19 protein-coding genes are annotated in these 24,584 nt (G+C 55.6%); 14 read left to right on the forward strand and 5 right to left on the reverse strand.

Features of this window, described 5'->3' with window-relative positions; translation table 11 throughout:
• Positions 1-73 precede the first annotated feature (73 nt).
• From OHL23_RS16485 to OHL23_RS16500, 4 genes are all read left to right on the forward strand, one after another.
• Positions 74-958: an FkbM family methyltransferase gene (locus tag OHL23_RS16485; RefSeq protein WP_263353007.1), complete on the forward strand. Its 885-nt coding sequence runs from the start codon at positions 74-76 to the stop codon at positions 956-958.
• A gap of 48 nt (positions 959-1,006) precedes the next feature.
• Positions 1,007-2,407, forward strand: coding sequence for a glycosyltransferase family 4 protein (locus OHL23_RS16490; RefSeq protein WP_263353008.1), 1,401 nt, complete (start codon positions 1,007-1,009; stop codon positions 2,405-2,407).
• A gap of 12 nt (positions 2,408-2,419) precedes the next feature.
• Positions 2,420-2,827, forward strand: coding sequence for a hypothetical protein (locus OHL23_RS16495; RefSeq protein WP_263353009.1), 408 nt, complete (start codon positions 2,420-2,422; stop codon positions 2,825-2,827).
• A gap of 458 nt (positions 2,828-3,285) precedes the next feature.
• Complete coding sequence (locus OHL23_RS16500) at positions 3,286-5,022, forward strand: hypothetical protein (protein WP_263353010.1); 1,737 nt, start codon at positions 3,286-3,288, stop codon at positions 5,020-5,022.
• A gap of 313 nt (positions 5,023-5,335) precedes the next feature.
• Here the strand turns inward: OHL23_RS16500 and nusG are convergent, their stop codons facing one another.
• Positions 5,336-5,875 carry a transcription termination/antitermination protein NusG gene (nusG, locus tag OHL23_RS16505; protein WP_263353011.1) on the reverse strand — a complete coding sequence of 180 codons (540 nt, stop codon included), beginning with the start codon at positions 5,873-5,875 and terminating at the stop codon, positions 5,336-5,338.
• Between the two features lie 1,282 nt (positions 5,876-7,157).
• Between nusG and OHL23_RS16510 the strand changes: the two genes are divergently transcribed.
• Complete coding sequence (locus tag OHL23_RS16510) at positions 7,158-8,291, forward strand: tetratricopeptide repeat protein (RefSeq protein WP_263353012.1); 1,134 nt, start codon at positions 7,158-7,160, stop codon at positions 8,289-8,291.
• A 58-nt stretch (positions 8,292-8,349) separates the two neighbouring features.
• On the opposite strand, the gene OHL23_RS16515 is transcribed toward OHL23_RS16510, so the two are convergent.
• The gene (locus OHL23_RS16515) at positions 8,350-8,910 is read right to left on the reverse strand and encodes an RbsD/FucU domain-containing protein (protein ID WP_263353013.1); all 561 of its coding nucleotides are present in this window, start codon (positions 8,908-8,910) and stop codon (positions 8,350-8,352) included.
• 486 nt (positions 8,911-9,396) lie between these two features.
• Between OHL23_RS16515 and OHL23_RS16520 the strand changes: the two genes are divergently transcribed.
• From OHL23_RS16520 to OHL23_RS16535, 4 genes are all read left to right on the forward strand, one after another.
• On the forward strand, positions 9,397-12,576 hold the full coding sequence (locus OHL23_RS16520) for an efflux RND transporter permease subunit (protein WP_263353014.1): 3,180 nt from the start codon (positions 9,397-9,399) through the stop codon (positions 12,574-12,576).
• 27 nt (positions 12,577-12,603) lie between these two features.
• Positions 12,604-13,839 carry an efflux RND transporter periplasmic adaptor subunit gene (locus OHL23_RS16525; protein ID WP_263353015.1) on the forward strand — a complete coding sequence of 412 codons (1,236 nt, stop codon included), beginning with the start codon at positions 12,604-12,606 and terminating at the stop codon, positions 13,837-13,839.
• A complete protein-coding gene (locus OHL23_RS16530; protein WP_263353016.1) occupies positions 13,836-15,293 on the forward strand; it encodes an efflux transporter outer membrane subunit in 1,458 nt (485 codons plus the stop codon). Before OHL23_RS16525 ends, OHL23_RS16530 begins: the two co-directional genes overlap by 4 nt.
• A 310-nt stretch (positions 15,294-15,603) precedes the next feature.
• Entirely contained in the window at positions 15,604-16,125 is a 522-nt protein-coding gene (locus tag OHL23_RS16535) for a hypothetical protein (protein WP_263353017.1), read from the forward strand.
• A 42-nt stretch (positions 16,126-16,167) separates the two neighbouring features.
• On the opposite strand, the gene OHL23_RS16540 is transcribed toward OHL23_RS16535, so the two are convergent.
• Both OHL23_RS16540 and OHL23_RS16545 read right to left on the reverse strand, forming a co-directional pair.
• Positions 16,168-16,722: a hypothetical protein gene (locus OHL23_RS16540; RefSeq protein ID WP_263353018.1), complete on the reverse strand. Its 555-nt coding sequence runs from the start codon at positions 16,720-16,722 to the stop codon at positions 16,168-16,170.
• Positions 16,723-16,945: 223 nt separating this feature from the next.
• On the reverse strand, positions 16,946-17,371 hold the full coding sequence (locus OHL23_RS16545) for a response regulator (RefSeq protein WP_263353019.1): 426 nt from the start codon (positions 17,369-17,371) through the stop codon (positions 16,946-16,948).
• Positions 17,372-17,481: 110 nt separating this feature from the next.
• On the opposite strand from OHL23_RS16545, the gene OHL23_RS16550 reads away from it, so the two are divergent.
• The 5 genes from OHL23_RS16550 to OHL23_RS16570 all read left to right on the forward strand — a co-directional run bounded on the left by OHL23_RS16550 (position 17,482) and on the right by OHL23_RS16570 (position 23,311).
• Positions 17,482-17,754: a hypothetical protein gene (locus tag OHL23_RS16550; RefSeq protein ID WP_263353020.1), complete on the forward strand. Its 273-nt coding sequence runs from the start codon at positions 17,482-17,484 to the stop codon at positions 17,752-17,754.
• A gap of 81 nt (positions 17,755-17,835) precedes the next feature.
• Positions 17,836-18,741: a S1 family peptidase gene (locus tag OHL23_RS16555; RefSeq protein WP_263353021.1), complete on the forward strand. Its 906-nt coding sequence runs from the start codon at positions 17,836-17,838 to the stop codon at positions 18,739-18,741.
• 991 nt (positions 18,742-19,732) lie between these two features.
• Entirely contained in the window at positions 19,733-20,632 is a 900-nt protein-coding gene (gene prpB, locus OHL23_RS16560; RefSeq protein ID WP_263353256.1) for a methylisocitrate lyase, read from the forward strand.
• Positions 20,633-20,656: 24 nt separating this feature from the next.
• Entirely contained in the window at positions 20,657-21,823 is a 1,167-nt protein-coding gene (gene prpC / locus OHL23_RS16565; protein WP_263353022.1) for a bifunctional 2-methylcitrate synthase/citrate synthase, read from the forward strand.
• Between the two features lie 39 nt (positions 21,824-21,862).
• Positions 21,863-23,311, forward strand: coding sequence for a bifunctional 2-methylcitrate dehydratase/aconitate hydratase (locus OHL23_RS16570; RefSeq protein WP_263353023.1), 1,449 nt, complete (start codon positions 21,863-21,865; stop codon positions 23,309-23,311).
• Here the strand turns inward: OHL23_RS16570 and OHL23_RS16575 are convergent.
• Positions 23,308-24,513, reverse strand: a complete 1,206-nt coding sequence (locus OHL23_RS16575; RefSeq protein ID WP_263353024.1) for a tetratricopeptide repeat protein — start codon at positions 24,511-24,513, stop codon at positions 23,308-23,310. The genes OHL23_RS16570 and OHL23_RS16575 overlap by 4 nt on opposite strands.
• Positions 24,514-24,584 lie beyond the last annotated feature (71 nt).

Raw genomic sequence — 24,584 nt, forward strand, 5'->3', positions numbered from 1 at the left:
GTATTGACCCACGACTACTCTCAGCAGAATCCCAACAATTATCGGAACGTTGCACAGAGGCTGCTTCAGATCGATGACATTAGAAGCCACTCTCTCGGCCCAAAGACAGAACTCCAAGACCTTCCTGGCCTTTCTGGATTGGTTATGGAGGCAAGAATTCCGAATACTGCGTCTCCGGCTTTACCGTCTCATTCGGGAATGGATGGATCAGACGCCGTACGAGTTCGAGGTTCGTCGCCGGTTGCCGTCTGTCACGCTCAAGCCGCTGGACCTGATTCTGGCGAGTTACAATTCGCGCGGAGAGAAGAGTACTATCCTGCAAATTGGCGCTTGCGATGGCGTAACGAATGATCCTATCTATCACCACGTCGCAAAGGGGATGACGCGCGCAATTCTCGTAGAACCGAATCCCTACTCATTTGCTCGCTTGCAACACACCTATGCGGGACTGCCTAACGTCACTCTCATCCAAAGCGCGATTGGTTATCAGAATGGCGAGGCATATCTCTACCGAGTCAAAAGAACCGACATCTCGGATTCTGATGCCGATTTAACACTTCAAATAGCTTCATTTTCCCGGAAGCACTTGGAAGCCCATGGTACGAAGCCTTATGAGATCGAGCGAATTATTGTGCCCTGCCGCTCTCTCTCCTCACTCGTGACCGAACTTGGCCTGTCCAATATAGACCTCCTGCAAATCGACGCAGAAGGCTTCGATGCTGACGTGGTCCGCATGGCGTTGAAATTGCCGATACCGCCCGTTTGTATTCATTTTGAACATACACATTTAACCTCAGCCAATCGCAGACCACTATTTAACTTGCTGACTGCGAATGGCTACTTGCTTGGGCGCGACACCTGCAACATCCTGGCACTCCAGATGACCTTCATAGAGGAATTAAGTATCGATCATGATGGCGCCACCTCCGGACAAGCGAAAGGCCAACTCTCACCCTGAGTACCCCTTGCCGATGATCCTCTTGCGCTAAGAAATTGATATACCGCGATGTATTCCCTCCTCTTCCTCGGATTTGTCTCGTTCGCTTTGACGCTATTCCTGACGCCACTGGTCAGGAACCTGGCGTGGCGCTTTGGAATCGTAGACCAGCCCGACCAGCAACGAAAGTTCCATAGCGCACCGATTCCAAGACTCGGCGGTGTGGCCATTGTCGTTGCGGTGTTCGCTGCATACGGCCTGCTTCTAGCAGTCAGGTTCAGTTCTGGCGCAATCGTCGGCGAAGATCTGCCCCTTGTCCTCCGTCTTCTTCCTGCCCTTGCCATCGTCTTTGGCATCGGACTGATGGATGACATTGTCAATCTTCGTCCATGGCAAAAACTTGCAGGCGAAGTGGTTGCCACGATACTGGCGTGGTTTGGCGGCGTGCATGTGAGTGTCGTCGCGGGATACTCCTTTCCCAGCGTCGCCGCGAGCCTTGCTGTTACAGTCTTGTGGATCGTCACGTGCACAAATGCAATCAACTTGATCGATGGTGTCGATGGCCTCGCGACCGGAGTCAGCATCTTCGCTGCGCTTACAATGCTGATTGCTGCCGTCCTCGATCACAACTTCCCAATGGCCCTTGCCATCATGCCGCTGGCCGGAGCACTGCTTGGCTTTCTTCGTTACAATTTCAATCCGGCGAGTATCTTCCTCGGCGACTGTGGCAGCCTGACTCTCGGATTCCTGCTTGGGTGCTACGGCGCAATATGGAGCGAGAAGTCGGCCACATTGCTCGGCATGACCGCACCGTTACTGGTTCTCGCAGTTCCCCTGATGGATGTCGGTCTTGCGATTGTGCGGCGCTTCATCCGTGGGCAACCTATCTTTGCGGCCGACCGCGCGCATATTCACCACAAGCTTCTTTCCAGAGGCCTCACACCTCGGCGTCTTGTACTCGTCATCTATGCCATCTGCAGCATTGGCGCCACGGCGTCTATTCTCCTGACGATCAACCACGGTCGTAACCGTGGCTTCGTGATTGTACTTGTCTGCCTCGCCGCCTGGCTCGGATTGCAGCACCTCGGCTACAACGAATTCAGTGTCGCCGGCCGGATGGTTCTCGGGGGAGATCTTCGCAGTGTTATCAGTGCTCAACTCGCGCTCGAAGCATTTGAACACGAAGTCAAGGCAGACATAACACTCCAACAATGTTGGGATGTCGTTTGCCAAACCTGCCCTCTGTTTGGATTCTCCGGAATAATATTCCACTTTGACGATACAACACAGCAGTGGGGAATCAATACCGGATGGCAGGCCCGCATCGATTTCCCTGGCCATGGATACATCAGCCTCTGGCGCGAGTATGGCGCCAGAAGCCGAGGAGCGTCCGCAGTCATCTTCATTGACTCTGTCTCACGCGTCTTCAACCAAAAGCTGAGTAAGTTCGAAACAGTTCAGCATGAGTAAGGAGCAATGCCCATGTCGACAAAGACACGATTGTGCTATCTCTGGTGCGCACTGACCAGTGGACTATTCTTCATTTCCATTCTCCCCGGCGGCAGTTGGACATATAAAGCTCTTTCGATCTACGACTCGAATCGGTGGTTACACTTTCTCGCTTGCGCAACAGTTGCCGCTATTCCCGTTGCCGCTTGGAGACTCAAAACCAATCTGCTGCTTTCTCTCGTCATAGGGTCCTTGGGCATTGTTCCCGAAGTCATGCAGCAGGTTCTTCCAGGGCCCATCGCACGTCCCCATAATATTCTCGCGGATCTCTTTGGATTCGCCGCGGGCGTCCTCCTTGGCTTGAACATCCGCGTCATGCACAACTCTGCAAGGTCGCCCAATAACGTAAGTGCCAATCCCTCTCAGTCGACGATGCTTTAGTCATCACTGCAGCTTCGCCGCAGAGGCTTTAGAATTGCATGATACGCAGACTCTCACTCATCCCTTTGTCCTTCACTCTATGCCTGCCATTGGCGCTCCATGCACAGAACGTGCAGGTTCCATACAATCAATCCAACCCTGCAAAGTCTGCGGCATCAGCCAACGATTCCGGATCGCAATTAGATGCGAATCCGCCAACGAATCCCCAGAACAGTAGAGGCGCCAGCTCCTCAGATAATGTTGCGATTGGCCAGGCGTGTCCTACAGGGGCTGCAGTACCCAACACGGCAGTCACAAATGACACGTTGAATGTTGCTTGCTATGCAGGAGCCGATGCTGGTGCAAAGATTAAGAGCTGTATCGAAGCGCTACCTGCCGGCGGGGGTATTTGCGACGCAACAACACTCACAGGGAGTCAAACGATCTCCAGTACCATAACCTTGCCCAGAAATACGACTTTGAAGCTCGGTAGAACTTCCTATACCGCTTCTGTTGTACCCGTCTTTATCCTCAACGACAACTCAGAACTGGCGGGAGCTGGATGGCGCGATGTGGCAGGATACGGGACTACGATTACGCTATCGGGCACAACCGGCGGACAAGGGTTACGTCTTGCATCCTGGGGCAATGACTCGAAGATTCCCGGTGGCTCAGCAGCTAAGGTACAAATCCATGACATCGAAATAATTGGTACATCAACATCGGACGGCAGTATCGGCTTTGACCTTCAAGGTATGCAAATGGGCAACGTCGCTCGGAACCGTGTACAGAGCTTTCAGACGGGCATCCGCACCGGATGGAAAACCTGGCAATGGAATTGCGATTGTTACAGCAGGTTTGACGACAACCAGATAGTTAGAGCTCAAATTGCAGTCGATATGCAGGCATCCACCAATGCCAACACCTGGATTGGTGGCAACTTCCAACCATTCCTCAAGGGGGGCATCGGATTCAAGCTCGGCGGATGGGCCAACCGGATAGTTGCTGCCGACGTCGAGAACTTTCCAGGCGGAGTCGCCTTCGACTTTACAGGCGCATCCAATGAAGTCACCCCGTTGGACGTCGAAAGCGGCGGAGATTTAGCTAAATTCGAAGCGACTGCATCCAGCAATACCGTTCACGGCGGCTCGGCTGCATCGCTGAACGGTAATTCTGTCGTTTACAGCCCGGGTACGGATACAGAATTCAACCTCGTTTATGGGATTAAAAACGTTGCACCGTGGCCTGTCACCTGGGGTTCATTCAAGTACGACTTTGGACAAGGATCGTCCCCAAATTACTACCAGATTTACGCCCACCCATCTTGTTCCAACTGTGGTTTGGAATTGATGTATAACGCAACGACTCAGGCCCAGTCTGTATATGGCTTGGCAGGTCATGCCCCATTCACCCTTGGCGCGTTGCGAAGTTATGGTGGCATCAAGAGCGGAGGGACGCTCTCCACCCATTCCTTACCGGACCCAAGCGCACCGACCGTTACACATATCGGCGCCCCTGGCACAACCACGTACCGATACGCCATTGCTTGTCACGACTATAACGGGGGCGTGAGCGCGGTCTCCGTAGCGGCTCAGACAACTACAGGAAATTCTGTTCTATCCTCTACCGACTACAACAACATCACATGGAATTGTGGAGATGGGTATATGAGTGCCGATATTCTGAAATGGAACGGCTCAGCGTGGCAACGGTTGAAGGCGAATGGCGCTAGTGCAGGGCCCACTAGTTCACTCAAATATCCATTCAAAGATAATGGGCAATCGACATCATCCTATATAGCTCCAACCCGCAATACCACTGGCGATATGAGCATTTCAGGAGAGTTCACAGCATCATCCAATGTAGCTTCACCAGCGTTCGCAGGCACAGCCGCTGCAGGCCTGTCCGCAGGTCCAGCGGCAGGAGCCGGCAATTTCATTGCCTGCGCTCCATCGCATGTGTGCGATCAGTTCAGTGGTACGGTCACATTGACAACGGGAACCGGCCCAGCAATTGGCGTTCTCTACACGGTAACAACGGTCTCACGCGCACATCTTCCCAACTGCATTTTCACGCTTGGGTTGTCGGTACCTCCTTACACGGCCATCACTTCAATCTTGCCGACGTACTCAACAACGCAGGCTTCCCTCAACACTGGATTGGCCCTGACAGCCTCCACAAGCTACACAAGCACCTATATCTGTGGAGGCAGATAGCAACAGGCTACGAATTGATGGCGCCACAGAAGCCCGGCCTCGCCACTTGAGCGGCAGTAGCCGATAAATTACAGAATCACAGAGTAGCCCACAGGACGCGCGAAAGCGGCGTCCTGTGGGCTACCGCAGTTTTTGGGCCACATCACTTGCTCTGACTGACATCAAATGTTAAACCCGGCAACTCATCCAAAGCACACGGCAGGATATCGGCCAGCCAGATCGCTGGCTCCATCGGTCTACTACTCTCTATTTATTCACTTACCGACCAGCGGACGTCCCTGGTTCGTTGCAATGTCTGATTCGCTGCGAGCACTCAGCTGTAGGCGGCGGAACGTAGAAGACCAGGCTTTGCCACAGCCTTATTCACAACCTCGATATCACCGAGTTCTACCTCCAATGAAAAGCACTGAGTAACTGCAGAAAGAGTAAGGATCACCTTGGATTGCTGACGAAGCTCCGTCACCAATCCTTCAACTCCGGCAAAGACGCCGTTACGCACCCTAACTTGTGTTCCAACAGTGACGCGGGGATGGGGTCGCAGGAGAAGTCCGCTTGCCAGTCCTATGCAAATCTGGTCAAGTTCTGCACAACTCACCATATTACTTTCGTCATCGCCCAGAACGCGTAGCACGCCGGGCGTGGAGATGACAGAACGCCTGCTCTGCGGCAGGAACCGAACAAACAAATAACCCGGAAAGAGCGGGCGTTCCGCTACTACGATCCGATCCGTCCACTTTACACGCTCCGTATACAGGGGTAAGTAATGCTCCAGAGAACGCACGCCGAGGTGCTGAGCAACCAGTTTTTCATGGTTCGAGACTACGTGTAGAACATGCCACGGATCGCTATGCATAGCTCACTCCCTGGTGTGACTTGTGCCAGCGCACAATCTTTGTTTCAACTGGAAGTCGCAGATACCGATTACATCTTTGGTATAACTCTTACGAAATACGCCGGGTATTTCAAGGTAATTCATCCCTCGTGACGTCTCAAAAGGGAAGCCTTTCCGCGTAAACTCTAGTCGGCATTTCACGTGGCCGGATGATAAATGGGATGCGGGAAGAATGTTCTGCACTGTTTCAGTGATGTACTTCAGGAGCGGTCCAAGACTGGGAGATCGTCGCGGTGTTGCTCATCTCGCCTTTGATGGACGCTCGTTTCATTTTCTGTTCATCGGACCAGCCTTCCCGATAACCGACTCTCCATCCGCTGTTCCATCCCCAAAAGTACCCTACAATCGCCAGAAGCAATCCTCCGGTCGCTTCCAAAGCCCATTTCCACATAATCGATTCCACCTTTACGGACCGGACAACCAAGTTCCGCGCATAATTAAGTTTTCGGAGCATGCCTTGGATGCTCTGGCGAGTAAATGGCACTGAGATGACTGAAAGCATATTACGTCGAGACTATGCCATTCGGAACGGACAACATACGCCGGGATAGTCAAGACACACGACTATATGCGTCACTGAGGTAGCTTTCGCCACGAAGATAGTTAGCAAGCGAAGTCTCGGAAGTGGAGTCTGCATCGGACCGGTCGAGGATACGGAAAGCCAGCGGTCCGTGAATTCCACGAGACTTGGTTTTACATCTATGCGCCTATCTTCGTCACAGGGCCTCCTCTTGTCTAGGTTTGGACAATCTTTGGCTTGGGCAATCTCAGCGACATCACATTTCGCAGGCGCTCTGGGGGTTCGCTAGTACCCACTGTAGGTATCTGACTTAAGGTTGAACCTGTTTTTGAAACGCCTCAGGAAATCAAATTTAGGCTTGGATCCGGGTCTCCAGAGGCTGCACTCTTCGCCCTGAGACGGCCTGAACTGGCTAGCATCCGAATTTCCGGGAGAGCAGGCTGCATTCCTTTCGTTTTAAGTTGTAAGTAATAGGTTATTAGGGGTTGACGCGCCCGATCAGGCATCTGTAAGTTGTTACCGAAGGGAAAACATGTGACTTCAGTAATGACCGAGAGAGCCGTTGCGCAGCATAGACTTGATAGTTGGAAGTCAATCGCCCGACATCTTGACCGCAGTTGCCGAACGGTTCAGAGATGGCATTCCGAGTATGGCCTACCGATTCATCGGCTTGGCGGCAATAAGAGCGCGATCTTTGCGTACGCCGAAGAATTGGATGACTGGATGAGGAACCGCGGCCGATTCCTGACCAATGAACCCTCGGAAATCCACGAGAACTTATCACTTCACGCATCCCTCGTGCAGAAAAAGAGCGTTCACGGCAACATACCGCTCGATTTCTCGCTAATTCCTGGTCCTCGGAAGGCGCGCTCTGCCGAATTGGTGGCCCTTGCCAACAGGATGTGGGAAACTCTCTCGCACAGGAATCTCGGTGCGATTGCACGGTTCTTCCGGGAAGCTATCGATCTCGACCCTGGCAATGCTGAGGCATTTACAGGCTTGGCGAATGCTCTGATTGCAGGGGGTATGCTGGGCATAACTCGCGCTTCAGTTGGGTACTCTTCCGCCGAGGCGGCCTTGCAGTGGGCGCTGGAGATTGATCCAGAACTGCCCGCGGCAAAGTGTGCTGCGGCCTGGCTTAAGATGGTCTCAAAGCGAGACTGGCAAAGCGCTCGCCGTGGATTCGATGCCGCCTTAAAGCATCATCCCGCATGCACAAGTTGTATGGGAGGCCGGGCAATGCTTCACATCGCGGAAGGAAGCCCAAAGGAAGCCTCCGCCCTGCTGCTTGAAGTCGCACAGCTTAATGCTTTAAGTTCCCTTGCGATGGCGTTGTATGTCTGGAGCCAGTATCTCTCGCGAGAACACGCAAATGTTCTCCTGCAGATTGAACAAGCCAAAGCCAGCGGTCAATACGGGCTCGTATTCGATGCCGTGGAGGCGCTGGCCTCGATCCAACTCGAAGATTTGGAGGCTCAGATTGAGCGCATTGAAGCGATGGCAGCGGACTCTCCGAGAAATGATGTTGTACAGGGCGCTCTCGGTTACGTTTACAGCGCGACAGGCCAACGTCTGCGAGCAAGCGAAATCCTCGATGCCATGGCATATAGGGAGGCGCACGAGCAAGGACACGAACCCTATGCGAAAGCGATTATTCTGGTTGGCCTGAATGAGCCTCAGAAAGCAGTGCAGTTACTCGAGCAGTCTTATCGAGAAGGCTCCCTCTGGAGTCTTGGATTCCTATCTGATCCGATCCTTGACAAACTGCGCGACAACCCTTACTACCAACTTTTCTTGAGTAAAGTCAGCTATCCGGCTCATGAAAATGCCCTTCCGCGCCTTGGATTTGTCAGCTGACAATTTGACCGCTCCTTGCGTGCATGGCCTGACGCTGAATCATGCTTTTCATTCGCCTCTAAGGCGTTGTCCTTTGATGTTCCGCCGCCTTCATCCTATCCCGTAACTTCGCCTCAGATTCCGCACTCCAGTACTTGCAGTCAAGCTGCAGGAACACCGAAGTGTAAGGAATGGCCATTCCTGTTTTCAATACCAGAACGTGAAAGCTCTTTCCGGTCTCGCCTACTCGATCGATGAGCGTCTGGTGGAGAATCGCATCCAACGGAAGTCCGCTGAGATGTGCCTTCAACTCGTCTCGGTACCGGCTGACGCCTGGAGCATCCTGCTCCGTCAGAAAACCGAGTTCCTTATCGGTATGCACGATTGGACGAATGTGTTTTGTGCTCTTGAGCGAGTCCAGCACATAATCAAGCACTGCCAGATGGTCCGCGCTGGTATCGATCGTCTCCACTCCAGGCGAACTCTGCAACGGATAAGCGGAATCGACAATCACAATCCAGTTACGATGCCCAAGCAAAGGCAGCTCGTCCTTGACTCTTTGCTGCCAATCGCTCTGTGCGTAGCTGGCTAAACTTCCACAGAACATCGCAAGCATTCCTAGAATGATTTTGATCTTCACTACATTCTCCTGGTTTCGGTGGCTTGGGCATTCATCGAAATCTTGGCGATAATTCACCGCTTGCGATCATAAATCCTCAGCCTCGTGCCAGCCGCTCACCAGCCGCACAATTGACTCGTTGCTTCTTCGTGGCAATCGCGCGAGGCTTCCTTCTGCCTCCCCTTGTTCTGGCAGCTTACGCGGTCCGATCTGGACAGTCATGCCGCCGGAACAATACTCAATGGCAGCCGATGCCCGGTTGCGCGCGTCATAGCCTCTTCGCACCAATTCTTGCAACGAATATCGAAGTAGGGAATCCAATCTAACTGGAGAACATCCAGCCTGAGCACGCCCGCGCTCCCCGACTGCTGTTGCAACCGGGCCGTAGAAGCGTGGCCGACGATATACCTGGCCCTCCGGGTGGAGATTGCATTTTAGAGGAGCACCGTTGCTCTCATGAAAGTGTGTGTCTCAGCATAGACCGAAGCGAGGAAACAGAAGAACAGCATGTGGATTGTCAAAATTGCTTTGAGCCGGCCCTATACGTTTATCGTATTGGCATTACTCATTCTTATCCTGAGCCCGGTCATTATCTTAAGGACGCCCACGGATATTTTTCCGGATATCAATATTCCAGTGGTCGCCGTCTCCTGGACATACACCGGCCTTAATCCGGAAGAGATGGAAGGGCGCATCACCAGCGTTTTCGAACGCGTGCTCACCACGACAGTTGACAATATTGAGCATATCGAGTCCACGACGGTAAACGGAACAGCGATCGTCAAGTTATATCTGCAACCGAGCGCCAGTATTGATCGGGCCAACGCACAGGTTACCGCGGTCTCGCAAACCATTCTGCGTCAGTTGCCTCCAGGCAGCCTGCCACCATTGATTCTCAATTACAGCGCATCGACTGTTCCGGTTCTGCAACTCGGGCTTTCCGGCAAGAACCTGACCGAGCCGCAACTGAACGACATGGCGATGAACTTTCTGCGCCCTCAGTTGGTAACGGTTCCAGGCGCCTCTGTGCCGTATCCCTTTGGCGGAAAACAGCGCCAGATCATGGTGAATCTCAATCAGAACCTGATGCAGTCCAAGGGACTGTCGCCGAATGATGTGCTCACCGCACTCGGCAATCAGAACCTGATCCTGCCCGGCGGCACAGCCAAGATGGGCCAGTTTGAATACGACGTGGACCTGAATGCCGACGTCAAGACTGTCGATGAGCTTAATGATCTTCCCATCAAGACCATTGGAGACACGACGATCTACATGCGCGATGTCGCGACGGTCAGCGACGGATTCGCGCCGCAGACCAACGTCGTCCGGCAGGATGGCAATCGCGGTGTGTTGCTGACTGTTCTCAAGGCAGGCGACGCCTCGACCATCGATGTCGTCAAGGGCATTCGTCAATTGCTGCCGCGCGTGGAACAGACCTTGCCGCCAAGCCTCAAGATTCAACCGCTGTCGGATCAATCGATCTTTGTGCAGGGAGCCATCAACGGCGTCGTTCGCGAGGCCGTGATTGCCGCGGCGCTGACCGGCCTGATGATTCTGATCTTTCTCGGAAGCTGGCGCAGCACGGTCATCATCGCCATCTCTATTCCGCTGTCCATCCTGACGTCGGTGATCGTTCTCAGCCTCTTGCATGAGACCATCAACATCATGACGCTGGGCGGCCTTGCACTTGCCGTCGGCATCCTTGTGGACGATGCGACCGTCACCATCGAAAACATCGAGCGCCATCTGGAAGAGGGCGCAGAGCTTCACGAGGGTATTCTCGAGGGCGCTGCGCAGATTGCCGTTCCCGCGCTGGTCTCGACGTTGTGTATCTGCATCGTCTTCTTGCCCATGTTCTTTCTCAGCGGTGTCGCGCGATATCTCTTTGTTCCATTGGCAGAGGCCGTGATCTTTGCCATGATCGCGTCCTACATTCTGTCGCGTACGCTGGTGCCCACGCTGGCCATGTATCTGTTGAAGGCCAAGCATCATGGCGGTTCCAAGTCGCGCAATCCATTTACTCTTTTTCAGCAGGGATTCGAACGGGTTTTCGAGAAAGTGCGGCTGGCCTATTCGTCGCTGCTGACGCGGCTTGTCTCGGCGAGGAAGTTCTTTGTTCCTGGCTTCGTTGCCGTATGTCTTTGCGGTTTCCTGCTGATTCCCTTCCTCGGTCAGGACTTCTTTCCGGATACCGATAGCGGACAGTTCATCCTGCACGTGCGCGCCAAGACGGGAACGCGCGTCGAAGAAACTGCCAAGCTGGTCGATGAGGTGGAAGCAAGGATTCGCCAGACGATTCCGGCGGCTGAGATGGACAACATTCTCGATAACATCGGCTTGCCGATCAGCAGCATCAACTACATCTACAATCGATCGGGACTGGTTGGCGAGGCCGATGGGGATGTGCTTGTTAGTTTGAAAGAAAAACATCATCCCACCGCGGATTACGTGCGCACTCTTCGAGAGCAACTGCCGCGCGCGTTTCCGGGAGTGATGTTCTACTTTCTGCCGGCCGACATTGTTACGCAGACGCTCAACTTCGGATTGCCCGCGCCGATTGACATCCAGATCGACGGACCAGACATTGTCGACAATAGCCGTGTTGCGGACAAGATGATGACCGAGCTGAGCCATGTACGCGGCATCGCCGACCTTCGTATTCAGCAACAGTCCGACTACCCCAAGTTTCACGTCGTTGTGGATCGAACCAAGGCCGCGCAGGGAGGATTCACCGAGCGCGATATTGCCAACAGTATGTTGATCTCGCTGAGCGGCAGCTTCCAGGTAACGCCGATGTTCTATCTCAACTGGAAGAACGGCGTTTCGTACAACCTGGTTGCGCAGACGCCGCAGTACGATATTACGACTGGCCAAGATCTGCGCAACATTCCAATCAGTGGACCGAACCAGAAGCGGCCTGCAATTCTCGCCGATGTTGCCTCTATCCAGCGCACCGATGAGCTTGGTTCCGTTAATCACTACAACATTCGCCGCGTGCTCGACGTCTATGCTTCCGTTCAGGACAGAGATCTGGGCTCTGTCGGCCGCGAAGTGAGCCGCATCGTCGACGCAAACAGGAAAGCGCTTCCGCGAGGCAGCTTTGTCACGCTGCGCGGTCAATATGGCACCATGCGCACGTCTTACATCGGCCTCATCGGCGGACTGGGCTTCGCGATTATTCTGGTTTACCTGCTAATCGTCGTGAACTTCCAATCATGGCTCGATCCGTTCATCATCATCACCGCGCTACCCGCGGCATTGGCCGGCATCGTTCTGTTTCTCTTCATCACGCATACCACGCTCAGCGTTCCCGCACTTATGGGAGCCATCATGTGCATGGGTGTTGCGACGGCCAACAGCATCCTCGTTGTCTCGTTTGCTAAAGAGAGGCTGAGCCATCACGGCGATTCCTTCACAGCGGCAATCGAAGCAGGTGCAACTCGCTTCCGTCCGGTGATCATGACTGCATTGGCGATGATTATCGGCATGATTCCCATGGCGCTCGGTCTCGGCGATGGAGGCGAACAAAATGCGCCGCTAGGGCGCGCCGTGATCGGCGGCCTGCTCTGCGCAACAGTAGCTACGCTCGTCTTTGTTCCGTCAGTGTTTGCCCTGCTGCATGGACGATCCAAAGCTGCGAACCCACCGCTTATCAACGAGTCTGACAACGAGCCCATTCACGCATAACCGCGATGCACGCGACCGGAGATACCCATGAGCACTGTAGATCATAATTCGTCTGAAACTCCCAAGGGCGCAGCGAGCCAGTCCGCATCAAACCAGCCTGCATCGAAGCGCTCGTCCCCGATGTTGTGGATCGGTCTCACGGCTGCTGCCGTCATCCTTGGAGTCGTCATCTATTCGGGCATTCACCAGCGGGTCCAGGCAGAGACCACATTGGGCAGCCGGACGGAGCGGGCGGCAGTTCCGACAGTCAATGTCATACATCCATCGACCGCTGGAGTGAGCCAGGAAATCGTGTTGCCAGGCAATACGCAGGCCTTCAACGACACGCCCATTTACGCCCGCACCAATGGCTACCTCAAGCAGTGGTACGTGGATATCGGCGCACGCGTCAAAGAAGGTCAGCTCCTCGCGGAGATTGAGACCCCCGAAATCGATCAGCAACTGGAGCAAGCACGCGCAGACCTGAAGAATGCCCAGGCGAACGCGCAACTGGCGCAGATCACGGCGACGCGCTGGCAGAACCTGCTTAAGACGAACTCCGTATCCAAGCAGGAGACGGACCAGGCGGTCAGCGATCTCAGCGCAAGGCAAGCCACGGTCGACTCCATGACTGCCAACGTACATCGGCTGGAGCAGTTGCAGTCCTTTGAAAAGGTCTATGCGCCCTTCACTGGCGTGATCACCGCACGTAATACGGACATTGGCGCGCTGATCAATGCGGGAGCGGGCGGCGTACCGCAGGAGCTGTTCCACATGGCTGCTGTGAACCGGTTGCGCGTCTACGTCGCGGTTCCTGAAGTCGATTCGGAAGCTGCGCAGTCCGGGGCCAAGCCCACGCTTACCTTCGATGAGTTTCCCGGCGAAACATTCCAGGGAACGATCGTGCGCAACTCCGATTCGATTGATATGGCATCGCGCACCTTGAATGTCGAAGTCGATATCGATAACGCGCAAGGACGCATCAAGCCAGGCGCCTACGCCTTTGTCCATCTCAAACGCCCTGAGGCCGCTCACGCTGCCGCGCAGTCGCTCACTATTCCGGCAAACACCCTGCTCTTCCGTTCGGAAGGCTTGCGCGTGGGCGTGGTTCGCAATGGCCACGCGGAGCTTGTTCCCATCACTATCGGCCGCGACTTTGGAGCCACGGTTGAAGTGGTCTCCGGTCTTCATCCGGAAGACGAGGTCATCGTGAACCCATCGGATTCCCTCGCCAGCGGCAATCCGGTTCAAGCCATTGCACCGCAGGCCGGAGGCGCAAAGTGAATCGGGTTCTTGCGACTTGTCTCATTGGTTCCTTCAGTCTTGTTGTCAGCGGATGCATGGTCGGCCCAAAGTACGTCAAGCCGTCGGCGCCTACCGCACTGGCCTACAAAGAGGCGCCGCCGGAATCCTTCAAGGAATCCGATGGGTGGAAGCAGGCTCAACCAGCGGATCAGAAGATACGCGGCAAGTGGTGGGAGCTCTTTGGCGATACGCAGCTCAATGCACTGGAAGAGGAGCTGACCGTCTCCAACCAGGACCTGAAAGTAGACGAGTCCCGGCTGCGCCAGGCTCGCGCGATGATTCGCTTTAACCGGGCCTCTGAGTTCCCGACTATCTCTACTTCGCCGAGCGTCGCCAACGAAAGGCTCTCCCCCAATCAGCCCTACTTTCCGCCGCAATACGCGAATAATGGCACTGGCGCTTTCACCTTGCCCTTTGATCTTTCGTATGAAGTGGATTTGTGGGGAAGGGTTCGTCGAACGGTAAGCGCGGCGCGCGAGGAAGCGCAGGCTACAGCCGCGGACCTTCAAACCGCCAGTCTCAGCTTACACTCCGAGTTAGCCTACGATTACTTCGAGTTACGCAGCGCGGACGCACAGAAGCAATTGCTGGACGACACGGTGAAGGATTACACCGACGCTCTGCAACTCACGCAGAATCGCTTCGACGGCGGGGCAGCTCCCAAGTCGGACGTGGCGCAGGCAAAGACACAGCTCGACGGAGCACAAGTGCAGGATACCGATGTGACAGTGATGCGCGCGCAGTATGAACATGCCATCGCAACGCTGATCGGCAAGCCACCCGCCGAGTTCAGCATTACGTTCGCGCCGCAGACTCCACTAAATCTCCCTGTAGTACCCGTCGGGCTGCCTGCAACTCTGCTTGAGCGCCGTCCCGACATCGCCGCCGGCGAACGCCGCATGGCGGAAGCCAATGACCAGATCGGCATTGCGCGCGCCGCGTTTTATCCAACTCTGATGCTGAACGCTTCGGCTGGATTTGAGGCGACTACGCTCGCCAATCTCTTCACCTGGCCCAGCCGCATGTGGGCGGCTGGACCGCAGATGTCGCAGACTCTCTTCGATGCCGGACGACGCCGCGCTGTCTCTGAATCTGCAACCGCCAGCTATGACGGCACGGTCGCTTCCTACCGTCAAACAACACTGACCGCCTTCCAGGAAGTGGAAGACAATCTTGCGGCCCTGCGCATTCTGGAAAGCGAGACGCAGCAGCAGCAAGAGGCCACCGCATCCGCAGCGGAAGCATTGCAGCTCTTTACCAATCGCTACCAGGGCGGCGTGGACAACTATCTGCAAGTGATCACAGCGCAGACCGTGCTGCTCAACAATGAGCGGAATGACATCGACATCAAGCGAAGGCGCATGGATGCAAGCGTTCTGCTGATCAAAGCCATTGGCGGCGGATGGGATACGACTCAGTTGCCGAAATACTAGGTCGGCTTCACATCAGTTCTGCGCGTCACGCGCAGTTCGTGAGGCCGCTTGCTTCCAAAAGTCGACGGGGGAAACAATATGCCCCCTCATGGCGGCTTGATGCGGTGCTGGTCCTGGGCTATACTTCCCGTGAAACTTGCTCCCCCGTCCCAAAACATTGAACCCCTCACAGGCTGCCTGCTCGGAATGCGGCGATTGGACCGAAACCAAACGGGCGGGAGTGTGAGTCGCGCATCTATGAGCAGTTCGGCGGGAGCCGAAGTGACTCTTCGATCTCAGCGAAACTAAGACACTCTCCAGGGAGGGGCAAATGGAGAAAGACGTTGACGATCTCTTGAGTGGTGGCGGTGGCGGCGATGACGACGACCGGGGCGGCGAGCGGAAAGTCGTAAAGCTCCTCAAGGGCGAAAGCATCGAATCTGTTAAGAACGAAAAAGTAGTTCTGGTGATTCTCCGGGGCTCGTGGTCAAGTGGCGCCCATCAGGAGCTTATCTGCGTTCTGGAATCAGGGAAGCTCATACGGATCTCGCGAACTAACGCGGCTGATACCTTCCAGATAGGAGCTGACTCGACTCATGTAGACAAAGAGGGGATAGTGCACAGCATGCCCGAACTTTGTAGCAATAAGACCCATCCGAGCAAGCAGCCATTTACCGTGCAACACCTCTACCAGGTATTCAGGAACACACGCAGATCTATGCGGTTCTACAGTCGGGGAGACTGTCGGGATTTCGCGCAGTCGATTTACAAGGACTGCACGGGCTATGACCCGGCGACTGGAAAATTCAAATCGGACTCCCACTCTCTCGAAGACAGCTCTGAAGGTTTCTGAACAACGACTCCCGATTTCGCCGATGTCTTTATGGCCAGGAATTCACGGCCAGGAAGGCGTCAGGAAACGAATCGAAAGATATCCGGTTCGGATCCTTTCTATTGTTGTACGTGCAACAGCCGTCAACTGCGGAACAGTCAGTCCATGGCCGAAGCTGATGACCTCGGATTCATCGTGGACGATATTCCCGGTAGAGATAGCAACGTGACCTAACAAGCCTCCAATTAACCCCTCAAAGAAGACCAGATCGCCCGCGCGGGGCCGCCACCAGCTTCCAGGAAAGGACTTCCAGTCTGTCCACAACTGGGTGACCGACGAGGTAGTGAAAGCGTAGGGGGTTTTATCCGCCTTGTTATCGATCGTCTTTCCGATGATTGACTTGACATTCGCTTTGGTGAGATATCCGCGATTGACCGCCAGCAGCAGCGGCCAGGTATAGCAATTGATGGCCAATTCCGAGGTCGTTCCCAACTGGGCGGCAGGGTTGGCGATATCGCCGGTGGCCCATGCATAGAGTGTGTTCGGTGAAGGCTCCCAGTAATACTGCTGACCGATGTCTGCCACGGCGTCATTGAGAATGTCTGCCTGCGTGCTCATTGCCCAAACTCCCCCTCCGGCGGCATTACTGTTCGAACGCATGCCCGCGGACGCAGATCATTATAAACAAACGGAGTTAGCCCAAGGTCAACGGCATAATCTACCCTGGAAGGCACGGCCCGCTCTGGGCCCGCACCTTGCACATTTTATTTCCGGGAAAAGCAACTATGGCCGTCGAAGAATATTCTTGGACGGCACCGATGCGCTATCGGCCTCCCCAGTCTCAGGCAGGCCACTCGACGATCTTCCCGAAGCGGTTTTTGCGGCGCTCCACACTGGCCCGAATCACCGAATAAACCTCGCTCATCGCCACTGGGTAGGTCAGGAATGCGTCTCCCTCGTGCCGCGCGCCAGGCACGGAGCCCTGCGCGGTGTGGAATACGACCGCGATATTGGTCGTCTGCGGATCACGGCGAAGCCTGCGGCAGACCTCAAATCCGTTCATGTCCGGCAGATTCATATCGAGTAGAACTGCGTCGACCGAGAGCCTGCGCGCCGTCTCGATGCCCTCGGCGCCAGTCAGTACGTGCGTCGCCTCGAAGCCGGCAAGGCCCAGCAATTCGGCGAGGCCCTCCGCATGAGCCTCGTTGTCGTCGATCACGAGAACCTTAAGAGTCGCCGTTTGCGGAGACTCCGTAAGCTGTTCCATCGATACATCTCCGACTACAAGCATACCCCCGCTTAAAGAGTTACGAAAGCGACTGCGTTCGATCTTTGCAGTGGATAATTTTCTCCTTTTATTCGCCTATAATCCATTTTATGGAGATTGCCGGGTACCGCCGCGAAACCGATCTGTCAAAGATGGGGCCGGCGCTGCTCATCGCCAGCAGCCTCATTCTCGCAATTCGCACCGCGAAGTGGTCGCGCATCGCGTGCGACACGGCCTCCCAGCCGGAATGGGACGCCGAAGTCGAGCAGTCGGTTAAGATAGCGCACCGCATTCTGTCGCATCTGCTGACCAAGTCGCCGTTTCTCTTTCCGCAAAAAGATGTGCCGTGGGATCAGCCGGGCAAAGATGAGTCGCCGAAGTGATTTGCGCAGCGAATCGAAGATTCTCTACAATCCGACACGCACGCCAAAATAGCGCCAGGATCGAGAACGAGGGCTCAGCCTATGCACGCAAGATTGCGAACGTTGGTCCTGGCGGCGCTGTTGAGCCTGCTCTGCGCATCTGCTATTGGACAGAACGGATTCCAGGTCAATTTTGAAGCCGTTCGCAAATCCATCGTCTTCCTCTATGCGCGGGGTGCCGACGGCCGGACGCAGCCCGATGGAACCGGATTTCTGATCGGCATTCCAAGCAAGACAAAACCCAATCGCAAGTATATCTTCCTGGTAACGGCTCGCCATATCGTCGATCCGTTCTGGACCGGGTGCCCAGCCAAAAACCAGGGCATCGTCGCGCGATTCAACAAGAAAGTCTTCGACGCAAAGACGGATGAATCAGGAACCGTGGACTATGACCTGCCCGGCGATCCTCTGAAGGGCTTCAAGTGGATCATGCCCAACGACGACTCGGCGGACCTCGCGTTCATCCTGTTGAACGCCGGCAAGATCGATGCGTTAGGCGCCGACTATAACGTCATTGGATTGAACGAATTCCCGAAAGCCGTCGAGCTCGACACCATGGATACGGGATCGCAGATTGTATCTGCCGGGTTGTTTCCAGGAGCCTCGGGGAAAAAACGCAATTATCCCATCTTCAAATTTGGCTATGTCTCCAGCCGTCCGCAGGAGAAGATTGGCTTCAAAGGCTGCCCGAACGGCCGGGAAATTCAAGCGTCGGAATGGATGATCGCGGCGAGTCTCGTGCCGGGTAACAGTGGATCGCCCATCCTGTATGTGCCGAACGGTGCAAGCAGCGCGTCCAACGGCCCCAGTAGAGCTGTTGTGATCGGGGTCCAGTCTACGTCCTTTATCGGGTGGGATATCGCGGGCATGGCTCCGATTCAGTTTCTGAAGGATGCGCTGAAGATCTCCAACTTACCAGACCTGGATCTATCGGAGATTGAGAATTAGCTTTCCTCACCATGATTCAGCGCAGGCAAATATATCTATTGCTAACTTCGCGGCGCAAACGATGACCGGAGTTACATCTCCCACCGCATTAAGTTATCTCCTCCGCAGCCCGGAACCGCGGAGGAGCGAGCAGAATAATCTATCTTCCTGGAAGCTCGTCAATTACCGGCGATTCCACCACGAAATAATAAATCGTGCGAGGGCCCGGTCTAAGCGTGGGCCCCCGCCGGAGAACACAGGCAACAAAGTCCGCTCCTTGGAACCTGAAACTGGTGCGGATAAGACCGGGATTTCATTCGTTTGATCGACGGAAGTTTGAAGACGAAACAGTTCCCAGTCTGAAGCGATAAGTTCGCCCCACGTCAAGGAATGGTGCCATGGACTTGAGTTTCCGCTCTGGCACATCAGTGCATCTCTGAAAACAAACATCCTGGCGACAGGCTCCCATTCCTCCCGCCGCACGCTCCAACCTCGGTTCAAAGCCGGTAAGATCGCGTCCAACTGCGCCATCGACATTCTCCGACGTACCGGATATGTACCTCTGATGTGCGATTCTATGTCACGAAATAAAATTCTCCTGTTTAAGATTAGACAAAAACGAGACAGATCGTACTTCTGTCCCATTCTGGTAATTGCGAGTTACATGTTTTGGAGACATAAAGCAACAGATTCTCTGTGGCCTTAGCGATGACATCCCATCTCGTCTAAAAATTCTCGACTCTCCACTGGACTCCTGAAAGATGTAACTTCCTCCTCTCAGATGCGCGCCTTACCTATTAGCAGTCGGGAAACATTTTCTCCAGCCAACACGAAAAGACATTGCACGCAACTCACAAAGTTCTTGCCGTAAGCGTTGTCACAAACGACCTCTGCGGAACCGTTTTCCCGCCGTGTCTCTTCGCCAATCTGGCATGCTGCCGGGAATAGTTTCTTCCCAGCCGCCTGACGATCTACAGTAGTTGGAGACGGAGACGCAGGAAACCAGTTGACCATGATTGCAAACCAGACAAGTGACAGCGCGGGCGCAAAGTTTCGCAGTGCTGTCAACCGGGAAAAACCGCTTCAAGCGGTGGGAACCATTACCGCGTATACGGCGCGCATGGCCGAGGCCACCGGCTTTCAGGCGCTCTACCTCAGCGGCGGCGGCGTTGCGGCCAATTCCCTCGGCATACCCGATCTCGGCATCAGCACGATGGAAGATGTGCTCATCGATGCGCGACGCATTACCGACGCGACCGCGCTGCCACTGCTGGTCGACATCGACACCGGCTGGGGCGGAGCATTCAACATTGCGCGCACCATCCGATCGATGATCAAAGCGGGAGTCGCAGCGGTGCACATCGAGGATCAGGTAGGAACCAAGCGCTGTGGCCACCGCCCAGGCAAGGAACTGGTCGCCGCCGAAGAGATGGTCGATCGCATCAAGGCCGCCGTGGACGCCCGTACCGATCCGCAGTTCGTTGTGATGGCCCGCACCGACGCGCTGGCCGGCGAAGGCCTGCAGGCGGCTCTTGATCGCTGCGCTGCCTACGTGGAGGCTGGCGCGGATATGATCTTTGCCGAGGCGGTGACGGATCTCGCCTTATACCCAAAGTTCAAAGCGGCTGCGGGTGTTCCGATCCTCGCAAATATCACGGAATTCGGCCACACACCGCTGTATACAAAGGACGAGCTCGCATCCGCAGGCGTGGATATTGTCCTGTACTGCTGCGCGGCCTATCGCGCAATGAACGCCGCCGCGCTCAATGTCTATGAGACGATCCGCACAGAGGGTACGCAGCGCGGCGTAATCGACACAATGCAGACGCGAGAGGAACTCTACCGGTTCCTCGGATACCACGAGTACGAGCAGAAGCTCGACAGATTGTTTGCGAAAGCAAAGCAGTCCTGATTGGATTGAAATGGGAGAGATGCGATGAGTGAAGTCTCGGCAGTTGAGCAGCCGGTAGCATTCAAGCCAAAGAAGTCCGTGGCACTCTCGGGTACGCCAGCGGGCAATACGGCGCTCTGCACAGTGGGAAGAAGCGGGAATGATCTGCATTATCGCGGCTACGACATTCTCGATATCGCGAATACCTGCGAATTCGAAGAGATCGCGCATCTACTGGTGCACGGCAAGTTGCCCAACGTTTCGGAACTCGCGGCATACCGCGCAAAACTGAAGCAGCTTAGAGGCATTCCCGTCGCTGTCAAAGCGGTGCTCGAACAGATCCCCGCAGCCGCGCATCCGATGGACGTGCTGCGCACCGGCGTCTCGATGCTGGGGTGCGTCCTGCCGGAGGCCGCGGACCACAGCCAGGCTGGCGCGCGCGACATCGCCGATCGCCTGATGGCCTCGCAGGGCTCGATGCTCCTCTACTGGTATCACTACGCCGTCAACGGACGCCGCATTGATATCGAGACTGACGACGACTCCATTGGCGGACATTTTCTGCATCTGCTGCATGGTTCAGCTCCATCGCAGTCATGGGTGCGTGCGATGCACACCAGCCTCAATCTCTACGCGGAGCATGAGTTTAATGCTTCCACCTTTACGGGCCGCGTCATCGCCGGCACCGGCTCGGATATCTTTTCCTGCATTACCGGCGCTATCGGCGCGTTGCGCGGCCCAAAGCATGGCGGCGCAAACGAAGTCGCCTTCGAAATCCAGAAGCGCTACGACAACCCCGACGAAGCCGAAGCGGACATTCGCCGCCGCGTCGAAGCGAAGGAAGTCGTCATCGGCTTTGGCCATCCGGTCTACACCGTCTCCGACCCGCGCAACAAAGTTATCAAGGAAGTGGCGCGGCAGTTATCGGTCGAAGCAGGCAGCATGAAGATGTTCGACATCGCAGAGCGGTTGGAGTCAGTCATGTGGTCGACCAAGAAGATGTTTCCCAACCTCGACTGGTTCAGCGCTGTCAGCTACTACCAGATGCAGGTGCCGACCGCAATGTTCACGCCGCTCTTCGTGATCGCGCGCACGGCAGGATGGAGCGCGCACATCATCGAGCAGCGCATCGACGGCAAAATCATTCGTCCTTCGGCCAATTACACCGGCCCCGAAAATCTCAAATTCATTCCCCTGAACGAACGAAAGTAAGTCTCGTCCGAGTAGCAACTCAACGTAGTTGGAGAACATGTGTCCGCACCTATCAGTAATGAACGCCCCAATCCTGACAAAGTAATTGTCGATATCGTCGACTATGTCCAGTCTTACGAGATACAAAGCGAGTTAGCCTACCAAACTGCGCGTCATTGCCTCATCGACACCCTCGGCTGTGGACTCGAAGCGCTTGAGTATCCGGCATGTACCAAGTTACTCGGCCCTATCATTCCCGGAACTATCGTGCCCAACGGCGCGAAAGTCCCCGGCACACAGTTTCAACTCGATCCAGTGCAGGCCGCTTTCAACATCGGAACCATGATTCGCTGGCTCGACTTCAATGACACCTGGCTAGCCGCTGAATGGGGCCATCCATCGGACAACCTCGGCGGCATCCTCGCCGTCGCCGACTGGCTCTCGCGCACGGCAGTTGCCTCAGGCAAGCCGCCGCTGCTCATGAAGCAGGTCCTCACCGCGATGATCAAAGCGCACGAGATTCAAGGCTGCATTGCGCTCGAAAACTCGTTCAACAAAGTTGGCCTCGATCATGTCGTGCTCGTGAAGGTAGCCTCCACTGCGGTCGTCGCGCAGTTGCTTGGCCTAACGCGCGAAGAATGCATCGCAGCCGTCTCGCTCGCGTGGGTCGATGGACAAAGCCTGCGCACCTATCGCCACGCGCCCAACACTGGCTCGCGCAAGAGCTGGGCCGCTGGAGACGCAACGAGCCGCGCCGTGCGTCTCGCGCTCATCGCAAAGACCGGCGAGATGGGTTATCCGTCGGTATTGACCGCCAAGACATGGGGCTTTTACGATGTCTCTTTCAAAGGCCAGGAATTTCGCTTCCAGCGGCCCTATGGCTCCTATGTGATGGAGAATGTCCTCTTCAAGATCAGTTACCCCGCGGAGTTTCATTCGCAGACCGCTGTCGAAGCAGCCATGACCTTGCATGGCAAGTTACTAGCGGCGGGCCGATCCGCTGAAGATATTCAACGCATCACCATTCGCACGCACGAAGCCTGCCTGCGCATCATCGACAAGCGCGGCCCGCTGAACAATCCCGCTGACCGCGACCATTGCATCCAATACATGATTGCAATTCCGTTGCTCTTCGGCAGGCTTACGGCCGCTGACTACGAAGACCGCGTAGCCTCGGACCCGCGCATCGATTCACTGCGCGAGAAGATGGAAACCGCGGAAGTACAGCAGTTCACCGCCGACTACCACAATCCCGAAAGGCGCTCAATCGCCAACTCATTGCGCATTGAGTTAGCCGATGGCACAGTGCTCGAAGAGACCGTCGAGTATCCGATTGGTCATAAGCGGCGGCGCGCAGACGGCATCCCCTTGTTAGAGGCAAAATTCCGCACCAATCTCGCGCGACGCTTCCCTGCGAAACAACAATCGAAGATACTCTATGTATCTCTCGACCAGTCAATCCTCGAGAAGATGCCAGTGCATGAGTATGTCGATTTATATGTGATCTAAGGATTCGCCGGCGCGCCTTCTGCACCATCCGCCGGCTTGCCTTTCGCGCGCGCCCTGTCGAGCTGTTCAAAGATCGTGGCATTCTCAGCCTTGTGCAGGCTGCTCGTCTTGTCGAACTCGACCTTCGCCTCGTCCTTCCGGCCCATCGCCTGATAGAGCCGCGCCAGCCGCCAGTGCGCATTCACGTCGTTCGGATTGAGCTTTGTGGCGATCTTGAGTTCGCCAAGCGCATCTTCGCGATGGCCCGCATCTGCATTCAGTATCCCCAGATCGAGATGCGGCAGCTCCATCGCAGAGTCCAGTCGAATCGCCCGCTCAATCAACGGACGCGCGGCGTCCACATTGCCCAGTTGCACCTGAGCGTCCGCGAGATAAGCAATCGCCTGCACGCTGTCCGGAACATTGGCCAGCTCCGCCTGAAACTCCGGCGCTGCTTCGTCATACTGGCCCTGGCTCCATAGCAGATATCCCAGGCCGAAGTGCACATTCGGCACCTTCGGATCTGCCTTGACCGCCGCGCGAAACTGCTGAATGGCTCCGGCATGATCCTTCATCTCATCCATCGCCTCGCCTGCAAGCATATCGGCCTCGGCCGACTCGGCATTCAACAGCAATATCTCGTGATATGTATCCAGAACGCAGGGATACTGCTTTGAAGCAAGACAGCTCTGCGCCAGCATCAGCCGAAAAGGAAGGTCCTGCGGGTCGGCTGCCGTAGCCTCCTTCAGAGCAGGCACTGCAGCCGCATACTCTCCCAGCCCATAGCGTGCTATGCCGATCAGCGTGGTAAGGCGCAGCGCCTCCGGCGACGAAGGTGACGCGCTCTTGAGCAGCGGAGTGAATATGTCAATCGCCTCGCGTAGCGCGCCGGACTTGAATAATGCGAGACCGAGGTTCATCTTCAATCCCGGCATTGCAGGATCGAGCGCGAATGCCTTGCGATACAGCGGCACAGCCTCCTTGTAGTGCTCCTGGCGGCCTTCGAGAAAGCCAAGATGGGCGTAAGCCTCCGCGTAGGCCGGCCGCGTCTTCAGGACGGCGCGCCACGCGCTTTCCGCCTCGACGGTTTTGCCCTGCTGTTCAAGGGCAAAAGCTGCCTGGCGCTGCTGCTCCAAAGTATCTGCCGTCTGGCCCTGACATAGGGCGGCCGCTACCATCAGCGCCACAATCAGAACAAGCCGCGGTTGAACAGAATGCTTCACGCACGTCTCCAACGGCATTGTCGCCTGCCAGAAGCAGGGCGCGCAATGCCGCGCGAAGAAAGAAGCGCAGC

It is taken from the genome of Acidicapsa acidisoli, assembly GCF_025685625.1.
In the GTDB taxonomy this organism is placed as follows: domain Bacteria; phylum Acidobacteriota; class Terriglobia; order Terriglobales; family Acidobacteriaceae; genus Acidicapsa; species Acidicapsa acidisoli.